This is a genomic window from Halomonas cibimaris (assembly GCF_055379665.1).
This window is the reverse complement of the sequence record NZ_AP043828.1, coordinates 592,672-606,524: the sequence shown is the minus strand read 5'-3', so window position 1 is coordinate 606,524 and position 13,853 is coordinate 592,672. Positions and strand designations below refer to the sequence as shown.

Annotated in this window: 9 protein-coding genes and 1 pseudogene; 2 read left to right on the top strand and 8 right to left on the bottom strand. The window is 56.8% G+C overall.

Annotation, left to right across the window (positions count from 1 at the left end):
* Nucleotides 1–176 precede the first annotated feature (176 nt).
* From ACZ415_RS02790 to ACZ415_RS02765, 6 genes are all read right to left on the bottom strand, one after another.
* Nucleotides 177–2,594 (bottom strand): tetratricopeptide repeat protein, encoded by a 2,418-nt coding sequence (locus ACZ415_RS02790; RefSeq protein WP_344703262.1) that lies wholly within the window; start codon nucleotides 2,592–2,594, stop codon nucleotides 177–179.
* 102 nt (nucleotides 2,595–2,696) lie between these two features.
* On the bottom strand, nucleotides 2,697–3,128 hold the full coding sequence (locus ACZ415_RS02785) for a hypothetical protein (protein WP_344703260.1): 432 nt from the start codon (nucleotides 3,126–3,128) through the stop codon (nucleotides 2,697–2,699).
* Nucleotides 3,129–3,264: 136 nt separating this feature from the next.
* On the bottom strand, nucleotides 3,265–4,347 hold the full coding sequence (locus tag ACZ415_RS02780; RefSeq protein ID WP_344703258.1) for a FliC/FljB family flagellin: 1,083 nt from the start codon (nucleotides 4,345–4,347) through the stop codon (nucleotides 3,265–3,267).
* Between the two features lie 369 nt (nucleotides 4,348–4,716).
* Nucleotides 4,717–6,642 (bottom strand): helicase C-terminal domain-containing protein, encoded by a 1,926-nt coding sequence (locus ACZ415_RS02775; RefSeq protein ID WP_344703256.1) that lies wholly within the window; start codon nucleotides 6,640–6,642, stop codon nucleotides 4,717–4,719.
* 140 nt (nucleotides 6,643–6,782) lie between these two features.
* Nucleotides 6,783–8,843, bottom strand: coding sequence for a choline BCCT transporter BetT (gene betT, locus ACZ415_RS02770; protein ID WP_017429341.1), 2,061 nt, complete (start codon nucleotides 8,841–8,843; stop codon nucleotides 6,783–6,785).
* A gap of 154 nt (nucleotides 8,844–8,997) precedes the next feature.
* Nucleotides 8,998–10,010, bottom strand: a protein-coding gene (locus tag ACZ415_RS02765) for an IS630 family transposase (protein ID WP_464387722.1) whose coding sequence is annotated in 2 segments (ribosomal slippage) — nucleotides 8,998–9,626 and nucleotides 9,626–10,010 — 1,014 coding nt in all. Because the reading frame shifts where the segments join, the coding sequence is not laid out codon by codon here.
* A 52-nt stretch (nucleotides 10,011–10,062) separates the two neighbouring features.
* Between ACZ415_RS02765 and ACZ415_RS02760 the strand changes: the two are divergent.
* Nucleotides 10,063–10,260 (top strand): annotated as a pseudogene (locus ACZ415_RS02760) (helix-turn-helix domain-containing protein); the annotation flags it as partial.
* A gap of 107 nt (nucleotides 10,261–10,367) precedes the next feature.
* On the opposite strand, the gene ACZ415_RS02755 reads toward ACZ415_RS02760, so the two are convergent.
* The gene (locus ACZ415_RS02755) at nucleotides 10,368–10,898 is read right to left on the bottom strand and encodes an RNA-guided endonuclease InsQ/TnpB family protein (RefSeq protein ID WP_222120377.1); all 531 of its coding nucleotides are present in this window, start codon (nucleotides 10,896–10,898) and stop codon (nucleotides 10,368–10,370) included.
* Nucleotides 10,899–11,415: 517 nt separating this feature from the next.
* Nucleotides 11,416–12,428, bottom strand: a protein-coding gene (locus tag ACZ415_RS02750; protein WP_464387722.1) for an IS630 family transposase whose coding sequence is annotated in 2 segments (ribosomal slippage) — nucleotides 11,416–12,044 and nucleotides 12,044–12,428 — 1,014 coding nt in all. Because the reading frame shifts where the segments join, the coding sequence is not laid out codon by codon here.
* 246 nt (nucleotides 12,429–12,674) lie between these two features.
* Here ACZ415_RS02750 and ACZ415_RS02745 point away from each other — a divergent pair.
* Nucleotides 12,675–13,849 (top strand): IS3 family transposase gene (locus ACZ415_RS02745; RefSeq protein ID WP_344701659.1). Its coding sequence is split into 2 segments (ribosomal slippage): nucleotides 12,675–12,930 and nucleotides 12,930–13,849, totalling 1,176 coding nucleotides; the frame shifts between segments, so codons are not numbered across the junction.
* Nucleotides 13,850–13,853: the final 4 nt, after the last annotated feature.

Below are 13,853 nucleotides of genomic sequence, written 5' to 3'. Positions count from 1 at the left end.
CTACAAATTTACCCGTGCTGCGGGCGTTAAACGGATAAGGGTCGTGTCGAAGAATCTGCGGCCAAGCTCTCTGGGGCCAAACTGAACACCCATGCCTTATCCTTTTGCTTTCTGAAATATTCTTCACTCGATAAGGGCTTGGCGGCTGGCAGCCAAGCCCCGTGGCGATAGCAGTGCTATTGCGTGCTGTTAGCCTGGCCTTTCACATACCCCCGCGCCTTGAGGTAGTCCTCGGCCAGCGTTGTGTCGCAGTCGGCCAGCAGGCGGTAGGGCAGGTCGTGAATGCCGTAGACCGTATCCAGCAGGAACGCCAGGCGCTGGCGGGCGTTGTCGTCCAGCTTGGCCATGCGCTCGGCGTTGGGGATAAACAGCGCTTCGGCGCGGGTTAGCTGGGTGGCCTGTGTGCGGGCGAGCCCGTCGCGTTCGGGTAGGTGGCTTTGGTGGCTGGGCTCGTGCAGGCGATAAAAAGCAAAGCCGTGGCGGCTGGCCCAGTGGCTGACGGCGTCCAGCCCGTGCTGGCCTACGTAGGTGGGGGTAAACGCCACGCCTACCTGCAGTAGCAAGGTATCCTGAAGCGCGCGTGCGCCGTTTTCCAGCACGGCCAGCGCGTCGGCGCGTTCGTCCAGAATCAGCCAGTCCAGCCGTGCCAGGCCGTCGATGTCGTCCAGCCGCAGCGTGTTCACCGGCAGGCGCGTTAGCACCTGGGCACCGCTGCGCTGGCTCTCTGACTGGCGCTCGGCGGGCAGCGGTTCAAGGGTGGCGGTCAGGGCTTCATCCAGCGTGGTGTAAAGCGTGGCTGGCTGGCCGTTGCCCAGCAGCGCGTGGGGTATATGCTGGAACTCCTCCACGCTCGCGACGTTGCCTGCTACCACGCGGCTGGCCGGATCAAACGCCACCACGGCAAAGGCATTGGACGCCATGCGTTCATGGAAGTTGGCCTGACGCGGCAGGTGGGCGGCGTTATCCACGGCGATCAGCCGGTCGGTAAACTGCCAGTCGAACGTCGGTTCTTCGGGGGCGGCGCTTTCCTCTTCTTCTGGCTGGCCGGGGTGCAGCTCAAAGTCCCACTGCTTCACTCCGGCTCGCTGGGCAAGCATATCGTGTACGGCATAAGTGACACGATAATACATAGAGTAAGTGAGTGACTCTGGAGGGTACCGATCCAGCCAATTACGCATTGCTGGGTTACTTTCAAAAATTACCAGCTTTTCAGCATCCCCTGGCTCCGTAACAACAGAGAAGTCAACGCCCAAGTAATCTATGTCAACTTGACGGAGCGCAATCTCTAATGTATCCCACATTCCCGCAGGAAGAACTTTACTAGGTTCTTCTAGATACTCTTTTTCCCATTCATCTATTAACCAGGGAAAGCGCTTTGCTGTTGGGTCATGAGTTACCTTGTGAACATTCCACTCGCCATGCCCAAAGAAAGCATGGATAGGGTAAAGCTTACCGTTCACCATAAAAGCGCGGTATTTGGGATATAGCGTCGCCCCCGGCGCGCGGGGGTGGTCGATCCCGCTGTCGTGGTAGCGAATGCAGTAGAGCGTTTCCGGCCCCTTGGCCAACAATTCATCAATATCGGCAAAGTCGTGGGTGTCCACGTCTTCAACCTTGTGCATGAATTTACCGCCCTGGTAGCCGGCGACGCGCACAATCAGTGGTAGTTCAAGCTCGTGCTTTTCAAGCGCCTCGCGCACGGCGCCGCAGCAGCTGCCGGTGACGTTTTCCAGCTTGACCGCGCGGGGCAGAATAATCGCCTCGTGGTCTTTAAAACGGGCGTAGTTACCTTCCCGCGAGGCGTTAAGCACGGCCTCTGGTTGGTTAATAACCGGTTTATTCAGCTTGTGGCAAAGCTGCATGGCCAGCCCCAGCGCGTGCTCGCAGCGTTCGGCGTCGGTAATGCCGTTGTAAATCACGTCAAATGCCGGCAGCTTGCGGATAATTTCTGGGTGGTTAGCCAGCTCATCCACGTAAAGGGTAATACGCTGAATGTGCCGTTCGTCCAGAAGCCCTGGCAGGTTGTTGTGGCCTTCGCCCATCAGCTTAGTGAAATCTCGCCGGTTGACACTCCAATCTGTGGAGTACGCCGTTTGCAGCACCAGCACGCGTATCTTCGTGTTTTCCGTGGCGCTACCGGAAATATAAAAGGGTTTTTCACGCACTGCCTGACGACGCAGCTTTTCCGCCTCGTTACGCTGGCCGGTGATAAAACAGAGCGCGGCCATCATGCGCTTAATCTCAACGTTTTTCGGAGCTAGCTGGTGGCAGCGACGCAGCGCGCCCAGGCAGGCGCGGTCGTGGCCCAGCCGCGCGTGCTGCTTGGCCAGCTGGTGGAACAGCTTGAAATCGTTGGGGCGCAGGTAAGAGGCCTCCAGTAGCGCATTTAATGCCCGCTGGGGGTGCTCCAGGTTGGCGTGGGCGTAGCCGCGCAGGCACTGGGCCTCGGCGCTAGCGGGGTGCTCGGCCTCCAGTGCCTCCAGCCGCTCAAGGGCGGCCTCCCAATCGGCTTTTTCACTTGAGTTGACCAGCTGGCTGATGGCCTCAAGCTCGGCTTTTACGTCAACGGCGGGAGTGGTGCTGGATTCGGTCATGGAAGTTCCTGGGTTGAAAACTACCGGGTAGTGACAATGGATTAGGCAGTCTAATGGTAACAAGGATAATTGCAGAAAAAATACTGCAGCTACTCTGCGGTATTATTCGCTATTCATGTCTGCTTTATTTTCGCTTCTTCTATTATGAACCCTTCTTGTAGACAAAGATGACAAACCATAACCTGCTGCCCCAGTTATTATAGGCAGGCCTGCTTCTGCGCTTATCAAGCCAACAACAATCAAAAGAAAAATTGACAAAGCAATAAAAATAGATAAGCAAAATCCTAAAAAATTCCTGTATACCTCCTTTGAGTTTTCTTCATTTTCTTTATAGGCCTCAACAACGCTAGGGCAACAATTAAGTATCTTGCACAACTTTTCAACGTCGCGACTAGCCTTTTCTCTATCACCCACTCTAAGACTGAAAAGGATTTGAGAAAAAAGGCCACGCTCACTTCTAATAACTAGTGAGTAAGCAAAAAGGCATAAAATAAAAGCTATTAAAAAAGCAACAGCTGATACGAACAACAGCATTGAAAAAACCTTTTATTTAAATGGATACTTGATAACATCAGTTTTTATATTCAGTTGCAAAAAAACGGGCCCCATCGGGGCCCGTCAAAATCCAGTCTCAAAACCGCCCCGCAGGGCGGTTATTAAGAGCTTCAGCTTAGCCCAGCAGAGACAGTACGTTCTGCGGCAGCTGGTTGGCCTGGGCCAGAACCGAGGTGCCTGCCTGCTGGAGGATCTGGTTCTTGGTCATGTCGGCCACTTCAGCGGCATAGTCGGCGTCTTCGATACGCGACTGAGCGGCAGAGAGGTTAGTCTCATTGGTGCTCAGATTTTCGATGGCAGACTCAAAACGGTTCTGAATCGCACCCAAGTCTGAGCGGAAGCCATCGATAGTTTTCAGTGAATTATCGATATTTTCTAAGGGAGAGAGACCCGCTTCAATGAGTTTGTCACTGTCAGTTACTGCATCACCAGCCTTCGCCGTTACAACACCATCAGCTGTTGCTGTTGATGCTTCGAAAAACTTACCGTCTTCTGTTTTGATATAGTTAACAGCTTGTGTGTTGCCATCGCCATCAAGTTCTACTTCACCATCGCTATCTAATTTAAAGCCTTCGATAACGGTAGCGTTCTCAAGTGCAGCATCACTACTATCTACAATTTCAAGGGAAGTCCCGCTGGAGTCTAAGTCCTCTGCTTTTAGGGCAGCAAACTTGGTAACATCTAGGTTGCCAAGGCCAAGCTGATCGGAGTCGGTTTTTTCCAAGCCAACACTGATGGTTTCATTATCGTTTGCGCCTACTTGGATAGAAACGCTTGTATCACTTGAGAGCACTTTAACGCCGTTAAAGTTGGTCTCATCAGAAACGCGGTCAATTTCAGCAGTACGCTGATTGATTTCATCTTGGATGGACTGAAGGTCATCCTTGGAGTTGGTGCCGTTCTGCGCCTGAACGGTCAGCTCACGGATACGCTGTACGTTATCGTTGATCTGATCGAGCGCGCCTTCGGCGGTTTGGGCGATGGAGATACCGTCGTTGGCGTTACGCTGAGCCTGACTCAGACCGGTGGTCTGCGCTTGCATACGGTTGGCGATGGCCTGACCGGCCGCGTCATCCTTGGCGCTGTTGATGCGCAGGCCGGAGGACAGACGCTCCATGCTGGTGGTCAAATTTGACTGGGAGCTCTGCAGGTTCTGCTGGCCAATCATGGAAGTGATGTTTGTGTTGATCACGGACATGGTGATTCTCCTTTCGGGTTCTTCTGACCTTCGAGGCCAGTTTTTCGGCCACGTTGTGCGCCGGTATTAAGGTTAACGGCAGGTGCAGGAAAAGCTTTAGGATTTTGGGTAAAAAAGTTTGTAACGGTTTGTGTGATACTGGGTAGCGATAGTGAGAAACCCCGAGATGGCTTCGCCGTGCTCGCCATGACTCACCCTGCGGAAGGTATATCGGCAGAGGCAGACAGACCTTGAGGCCTGCTTCGCCCGGCGCTTATCAATACGTTCCGGGCCTTGTACGGACTGGGCGTGCAAGGAGACCGCCGCGCTTGCGCTCGCGGTGACGCGGCAGTAGATGCTGTGGCCGTTCCGGCAGGCCTCGCGGCAGCGCTACAGCAGTGCGGCGAGGCGGCTTTGGGCGGTGTCTTGCTCTGCGCTGCCGCCGGGCTCTTCGGCGTTTTGGTAGGCGTACATAAACCGCGCGGGGATGGCGCCCAGCAGTACGCGACTGGCGTATACGCCCTTGACGGGCGGGTAGCCCGAAGGGCGGGGAATGCGCGGTTCCAGCAGGGTGACCTGTACGTCATCATCCGGGTGGCGGATGGCGCGGCCCAGCCCCTGGCGCAGCTTGTGCAGGGTGCGCACCGTGCTTTGGCGCTGAAGCATGCCGTGGGCAATGCGCGTGGCATCTTCCGCCGGTACGTCGCGGCGGTAGAGCAGGTCTTCGATCAGGTGCTGCTCGACTCGACTGCGCAGCGGCCGCGGGTTGCGCACGATCACCAGATGCTGCCAGTAGGCCTGGTGGCCTTCCCGCGCAGGGGAGAGCCCCTCCCAGCCGGCGGGGGTTACTAAAATCGCGTCGTTTTTTAGCCCGGCGACCAATTCGCCCAGCGCGGTGCCTTGGCGGTGGGCCACCAGCCGATGAACGTGGGCTTGGGGCCAGGCGGCTTCCAGCGCGGCGACGTCGGCGTAGCTGGCGCATAGCACCAGGGTGCGGCCGGGGCGGTCGACTATATAGGGCAGCGCCTGACGGCAAAAATCATCGGCCAGGCGGTAACAGCCCTCGGCCTCATGAGCCAGCGGGTGTGGCAGCCCACGGGGCAGGCGGAAACGCAGGGTACCAAAGCGGCGTGCTTGGAAGCTGCACTGTAGTCCGCTGCGCTTATGGGTTACCGGCAGCTGCAGGCGGCTGCGCATATAACGGAAGTTGGGTGTCTCGCCCGGCGCGTGGTCCAGGTCCGACAGGGTGGCGGAGGTAAGAAACGTCACGCGCTCGCCGGCCCCGGCCTTCAAGCTAGAAGCGGCACCGGGCGCGCGGGCCACCACGCCGGGTAGCCCGCGTACCGGCGAGTAGTCCAGCACCAGATAACGGCTGGCTTCGCGCAGGCGACGGGCGATTTGCTCGGCACTGTGGCGCAGGTGCTGCCATTCGCGCCATAGCGCTGGGTCGTGGCTGCTTTCACGCGGGCGGCGTTTGAGCAGCACTTCTACTGCCTGCTGCAGCCCCTCGCGCTGGCCTTGCCCCATGCTGCCGGCACTGCCCGCGTGTTCGGTGCTGGCCATGTTGTCTACCAGCGTTTGCCACTGCTCGGCCACGCCGCGCTGCTTGAGGCGCTTGAGGACAGAAGCCGCCGACTGCAGCGAAATACGGTGGCTCAGCAGCTCTTCGGCCATTTCGGAGTAGTGTTCGGCTTCGTCCAACAGCAGTACGTGAGGCGCCTGCATCTGGGTGATTTGGCGCTGGGTCACCAGATCCAGCGCCAGCAGCGCGTGGTTGATGACCACGATATCGCATTGCTGGGCGTGCTCCTGCTGAGCGGCCAGCGCCTCCGGCAGCGGGTTCTGGGGGCGCAGGGCGATATCCGCCGGCTGCACACCTTCGGGCAGCAGTGCTGCGTCCAGATCCATCAGGCAGCCGTCGCTTTCAAGCGCCCACTTCGCCAGGCGGCGCTGGGCCTGTGGCAGGCGCACGTTGTCTACCGCATCGCTTAGCTGGGTAACGCCCAGCTCCAGTGCCAGCCGCTCGGGCGATAGGTAGTTCTCCCGGCCCATGCGCAGGGCAAAGCTTAACGGCGGCAGCCCCGCATGGCGCAGATATCCCTGCACCACGGCGAGGTTATCCGCTGCCAGCAGCTGGCGTTGCAGGGCTCGGGAGTAGGTGGAAATCAGCCCGCGCCTGGCCGCGTGCTTACCGCCCTGCTTTTTGCCGTTGGCTACCCAGTCGGCCAGCACCAGCTGGTAGGCCAGCGATTTGCCAATACCGGTGTCGCCTTCAACAAAATGCAGCTTGCCGAACTCGCTCAAGCCGTTGAGCAACGCGTACTTCCCGAGACACAACCCTCAGGAACAGCACCTGCCGGTGCTACGCGCCATTCCTGGCGCACAATAAAAACAGGGAGGCCTACTGGCCTCCCTGTACCGGGCACCCCGGGTACGTTCACTTGCACGCGTTTGCGTCAGTTTACCTCTTGGTCAGTGAGCGCAAATTCCTGCATCTGCAGAAACTCCAGGTGGCGTTCGTATTGATCCAGCACGTTATCCAGCAGTTGCTCTCTGGTGTAGCCCATGATGTCGTAGCCTTGCGCATCGGCGACGTCGAGGTAGACCTCCATGCGCACGAATTTGTCTGCCACCTGGGTCGGACGCCCGCCAAAATGCGGTATCGGTGCTTCCTTGCGAAACACCTGGTAGCGGAAGGGGTGCTCGGATGAGGGGTCAATCTCAAGTTCGATGCAGCTGTCACCTTCCTCGTCGACGTACTTGTCACACTTCGCGGTGATGCCACGCTCGCTGAATTCATCGACGATTTCACCGAAGGTGGGCAACAGGACCTTCTCTTCGAATTCCCGTGCCCGTCCCGCGTTGGAGAAGGTGAGCATCCGCCCCAGGCGTTGCTGCCAGCGCATCTCTCCACCACGAGCGGTGCGCCCTGACAACGTACGGGGCATGGCCTGCTTGCCACTGTCCAGGCGCCGGGCTTCTACCCGTAACGACCGGTACAGGCTGACCATTACCAGAATCATCACGAAGGAGAACGGTAGTCCCATGATGACCGTGGCGCTTTGCAAGGCGCCGATCCCGCCCACGATGAGCATGGCGATGGTAAGCGCACCAGTGGTGATCGCCCAGAAGATCCGCAGCGCGGCCCGTCCATCGTGTTGGGGCGTCGGTAGGCGCGAGGATAGGTTCGCCATGACCAGCGCGGCGGAGTCGGCGCTGGTGACGTAGAACAGCAGCGCGGTCAGCGTCGCCAGCCCGGCGATGAACATGAACGCCGGGTAGTGCGAGAGCAGTTCGTAAAAGCCGCTCTCGGGGTTGAGAACGGTCTGGACACCGAATTCGGCGTCCCCGCTGCGGATAATATCCAGCGCCGAGTTGCCATAAATGGAGATCCACATGAGGATGTACGCAAACGGGATTGTCAGCGTGCCGATGACGAACTGGCGAATCGTGCGCCCGCGAGAGATTCGGGCAAGGAACATGCCAACGAAAGACGCCCACGCGACCCACCAGGCCCAGAAGAACAGGGTCCAGTCGCTCATCCAGCTGCCGGTCTCCTCGAAGGCAAAGGTCTGCAGGACCATGTCGGGGAACATGTTGACGAAATCCCCGATGTTCAGCACTAGGCCATCCAACAGGTATTGGGTTTTCCCCGTGATGAGGATCCACAGGCTCAGACCGATGGCGGAGAACACGTTCAGCAGCGACAGGAACTTGATACCTTTATCGACCCCTGATACCGCCGAGAGAATGGCCACGCCCACGCCCATGATGACAATCGCCACCTGGGTAGCGGTGCTCACCGGCACTCCCAGTACGGTGGCGAGCCCCACGTTGACCATCACCACGCCGATCCCCAGCGAGGTGGCCACGCCGAAGATCGTGCCCAGAAGTGCGGCAAAGTCCACGGTGTCGCCCAAGGGGCCGTGAATGCGCTTACCGAAGACCGGGGCCAGCGCGGAGCGCACGGCGAGGGGAAGCTTCATTCGATAGGCGAAGTACGCCAGGGCCATCCCCATCAGCGCATACATACCCCATCCGGAGAGGCCGTAGTGGAACAATGTCCATACGGTTGCTTGCCGGGCAGCGTCAACGGTTTCTGCTGCACCCGAAGGCGGATGCAGGTACTGGGTGACGGGTTCGGCGACGGCAAAGAACATCAGGTCGGTACCGATGCCGGCGGCAAACAACATGGACGCCCAAGCGAGGGTTGAGAACTCGGGCCTGGAGTTTTCCGGCCCAAGTTTGGTGTTGCCAAAACGCGAAAAGGCGAGATAGATCACAAAGGTGAGCACCCCGCCGGCAAGCAGGACGTAGAACCACCCAAACCAGCCCGAGGCCCACCCCACCACAGCACCCAGCGTTTGCTGAGCGGACTCGGGAGTGATAAGCGCCCACAGGGTGATCGCTATTGACCCGATAGCGGCCCAGATGAACACGGGCCAGTTGACCGGGGGAAGAATCGCCTTGTCTGAATGCTCCGAAGGTCGTTCGGGATCTGCGGTCTCGATGCTCATACCGCACCCCCGGCAATCGCGTAGTCACGGCGTTTCATTTTTTAACTCCTTGATGATTCCCTCAGTGTCCTGATTTCATGGAATAATTGCTACACTTGGGCCAACACAGTAGAGGCAGAAGGATCAGCACCGGTACCCTCCCTGCTTTAAGTGCTTATTCAAAATTAATCGCGTATTCAGTGCCATAACCACCAAGTAGGCGGTGTACCTCATCACAGAGGCGATCAAAAGAGAGATAGGCTCCCAGCGGCAACCATGCATACTTCATTTGCCGCCACAGTATCTCAATCAAGTTCAGCTCTGGTGAGTAAGCCGATAGGTAAACCAGGTGCACGCGATGCGACATCCACTCAAGTATCTTCCGCCTGAAGGCCTTGGAGCGATGCATGCTGGCGTTATCAAGCACCACGACAGCAAAGGTATCGGGATCTTTCTGCGCCACAAACTGATCGAACGCCTCGATAACAATTTGCGTGGTGACCGACTCAGTCGTCGTGTGATAAACCAATTTCCCCGCTCGGCTGAGGAATCCCAGCACGTTCAGCCTTCGGCTATGTGAGTAGGCCGTTATCTCACATGGTTCGCCGACAGGGCTCCAGGCGTAAGGGACTGACGACGACTGTGAAAAGCCTGATTCATCAAAATAGTAGAGCTCATGGTCACCGAGATCTTCCCATTGCTGAAGTACCTTGATGAGGCCTTGGGTGTTGCGGAAATCCGTTTCGTTGCGCCGTTCCTTCAGCGAATGCCGGATCCGTTTGAAGCTGAAACCGTTTTTTTTAGCGCTCTACGAAGCGTGATCAGGCTAACAATTTTCCCCGTTTCTTCCTGAAAGCGGGCATGCAAGGAGCGAAGCTGATGGGGTTGCTCAGCGACCAGCTCCTGTAGCCGCTGATGGTCCGCATCATCTAGGGCCGGTGTGCGTCCACTCCGTGGCTTGTCGATCAACCCGTCGAGGCCCGACACTTCCCACTTCTTGAGCCATATGGATACGGCATCACGGCGAACCTGCAGTATCTCACTGATTTGGTTGATTGTATGACCCTGATCACTCAGCAAAATAGCATGGGCACGACGGCGCAGAGCGCACTTCTCACCATGGTGATAAGCAGAAAGCAGCGTGTGCAGTTCAGATTCAGATAGTGATTCGACGAAGCGCCTTGCCATTATTCTGTCCGCTTTTTGTCAGAAATTTGGGCACCCATTATGCACGAATATTTTGGATCAGGCACTTACCGACCAAAGTGAAGCAGAGCATGAGAACCAACAACTGACCCAGACACAACGATACCAGATTTACGCCCATCATGACTTGGGCGGGGGCCAGCGACAGATCGCCAGGAAACTGGGGCTCCACAGCAGCACGATTAGCTGTGCACTGCGCCGCAGCACGACGGCCAGTGGCTATGATCCCGAACACTATGTAGTCGCGTGACTGCTCCCCGCCCGACGCGCTAATGCGCCACGGACGGGGCTTCCCACTTCAACGGCTGCTACCGACAGTACGCCGGCTTTACGCGAGCCTCATTGGACAGAAACGGACAGCCCTGCCGCCTTTAACTGCACGATGCCTTGATGCTTGATGTTCAGCGCCGCGTTGATGTCCCGGTCGTGGCGTGTATGGCAGGCGGGGCACGCCCACAACCGGACGTTTAGCAGCATGGCATCCATCTTGTGATGGCATGCATGGCAGGTTTTGGAGCTGGGGAACCGCGGGTCAAGTTTGACCAGATGCTTTCCCTTTTCCTCTGCTTTGTAGGCCAACTTGGCGATCAAGGCATGCCAGGACGCATCGCCAATGTGTCTGGCGAGCCTGGCATTTTTCATCATGTTCTTGACTTGCTGTTTTCTCTTGAGGTTTTTCTGCGCCTGCTTGAGAAAACGCGGATTGGCAGTCTTGCGACCGCTTGAGTCAATGGCAAGATGCGACAAGCCCATGTCGAGGCCGACGACGCTTGAGGCGTCGAGGTCTTGCAGACGTTCCGGCGCGTCCTGCCCCGTTTCAAACAGCAGCGCGGCGTAGTGCTTGCCGGTGACGGTGCGCGACAAGGTCATGCTTTTCAGCTTACCCTGAGTACACCGATACACAGCTCAAATTCCCGCCGTGCTTTGTATTCCCGCCCACATTGGGCGAGGGTTTACGCGGATTTTTGCTAACCTGCTCCGCCAGTTCCTATAAACCCCATAAACTTAAAAACCCATATATATATCAGCATGATATTCAATAAAATTTATGAGTTTATCTTTTCCTGCGGCGGTTTTACGCACCGGTTAACGCCGCCCTTCGCCACCCTGCCTGTCACAAACCGGCACATACCGTGATTTTGATATGTCCGCTTTTGTACCGCTTTTGACCTTTGGCCGCCAAAGGTGAACGAGCTTTTTTTGGCGAGCTGCTTACGGCGATATTCGAATATGCAGCGCAGAGTCGATTACCTTCGTCGCTCCATCTCGCGCAGACCTTCATTAGGCGACTGGACGAGGTGCGCAAGAGGGAACACCGCGGGCAGAGATATCCCGGAGTGCGGCGCTAAACCTTGCGGGAAAGTCTAGACAACGAGGCCTTAAGTGCTTATTCAAAATTAATCGCGTATTCAGTGCCATAACCACCAAGTAGGCGGTGTACCTCATCACAGAGGCGATCAAAAGAGAGATAGGCTCCCAGCGGCAACCATGCATACTTCATTTGCCGCCACAGTATCTCAATCAAGTTCAGCTCTGGTGAGTAAGCCGATAGGTAAACCAGGTGCACGCGATGCGACATCCACTCAAGTATCTTCCGCCTGAAGGCCTTGGAGCGATGCATGCTGGCGTTATCAAGCACCACGACAGCAAAGGTATCGGGATCTTTCTGCGCCACAAACTGATCGAACGCCTCGATAACAATTTGCGTGGTGACCGACTCAGTCGTCGTGTGATAAACCAATTTCCCCGCTCGGCTGAGGAATCCCAGCACGTTCAGCCTTCGGCTATGTGAGTAGGCCGTTATCTCACATGGTTCGCCGACAGGGCTCCAGGCGTAAGGGACTGACGACGACTGTGAAAAGCCTGATTCATCAAAATAGTAGAGCTCATGGTCACCGAGATCTTCCCATTGCTGAAGTACCTTGATGAGGCCTTGGGTGTTGCGGAAATCCGTTTCGTTGCGCCGTTCCTTCAGCGAATGCCGGATCCGTTTGAAGCTGAAACCGTTTTTTTTAGCGCTCTACGAAGCGTGATCAGGCTAACAATTTTCCCCGTTTCTTCCTGAAAGCGGGCATGCAAGGAGCGAAGCTGATGGGGTTGCTCAGCGACCAGCTCCTGTAGCCGCTGATGGTCCGCATCATCTAGGGCCGGTGTGCGTCCACTCCGTGGCTTGTCGATCAACCCGTCGAGGCCCGACACTTCCCACTTCTTGAGCCATATGGATACGGCATCACGGCGAACCTGCAGTATCTCACTGATTTGGTTGATTGTATGACCCTGATCACTCAGCAAAATAGCATGGGCACGACGGCGCAGAGCGCACTTCTCACCATGGTGATAAGCAGAAAGCAGCGTGTGCAGTTCAGATTCAGATAGTGATTCGACGAAGCGCCTTGCCATTATTCTGTCCGCTTTTTGTCAGAAATTTGGGCACCCATTATGCACGAATATTTTGGATCAGGCACTTACGCCCGGGCAGCTGGCGGCACCCCAAGAGCTGGCGGCTTATCAGAATGCCGAATCAGATGCTTGGGTGATTAAGAAGTGGTGGACTGGACTGTAGTGGCATAGTGTAGTGGCATAGTGAGTTTGGCCAGCTGGTTTTGAGTGTATGATCACTCACAGAGAAAAAATCAGGTGGACAGAATGACCAGGAAAAGAAATTTTGACCCGGAGTTTCGTCTGGAAGCAGCGCAACTGGTGGTTGATCAGGGCTACACAGTGAAGGCCGCCAGCACCGCGATGGGCGTCGGAAAAACCACCATGGAATCCTGGGTTCGCAAGCTCCGCGCCGAACGAGCGGGTAAAGCACCGCAAAAAGGCGAAGCCATGACCCCGGAGCAGCGCGAAATTCAGGATTTAAAACGCCGCCTGCGTCGATCTGAAGAGGAAAAAACCATTCTAAAAAAGGCTACCGCTCTCTTGATGTCGGACTCCACGAGCAGTTCTCGCTAATCGAGCGACTTCAAGAGAGCTACGCGGTGAAGCGCCTGTGTCGCCTGTTTGGGGTGTACCGCAGCAGTTATCGCGCATGGCGTAGCCGCCATGCAGCGCCGAGTCAGACGGAACAGGCATTGCGGCAGAAAATCACCGCAACACACGCTGCCAGCAAGGGCTCTGCCGGTGCACGCAGTATTGCCCGTATGGTGACACAGGCGGGAACGCCGCTGAGCCGGTACCGCGCGGGTAGACGAATGAAGCAGCTGGGACTGGTAAGCACGCAGCCCCCACGGCATGCCTATAAAAAGGCCCACCAGCCGCATCTGGATATCCCCAATCACCTGGATCGTCAATTCGATGTCGAAAGACCCAACACAACCTGGGCAGGCGACATCACGTTTATATGGACAGGAGCGCGCTGGGCCTATCTGGCGGTGGTGCTTGATCTTTTTTCGCGCAAAGCCATCGGCTGGGCGCTGTCCCGCTCGCCGAATACGGAGTTGGTCAGCAAGGCATTGATGATGGCTCAGGAGTCACGTGGTAAGCCGGCCCATGTCATGTTTCATTCTGATCAGGGGTGCCAGTACACCAGCCTGGATTTTCGTCAGAGCCTTTGGCGTTATCAGATGACACAAAGCCTGAGCCGCCGAGGAAATTGCTGGGATAACGCGCCGACCGAGCGCTTTTTCCGGAGCCTGAAGAGCGAATGGATCCCGAAGGTCGGCTACCGTGACATGGCGGCGGCAAGGCAATCGATCACGGATTACATCATCCATTATTATAGCGACCTGAGGCCGCACACCCATAACGATGGGATGCCGCCCAATGCGGCTGAAACCATGTACTGGAATGCTCAAAATACCGTGGCCAAAAATACTTGACCAC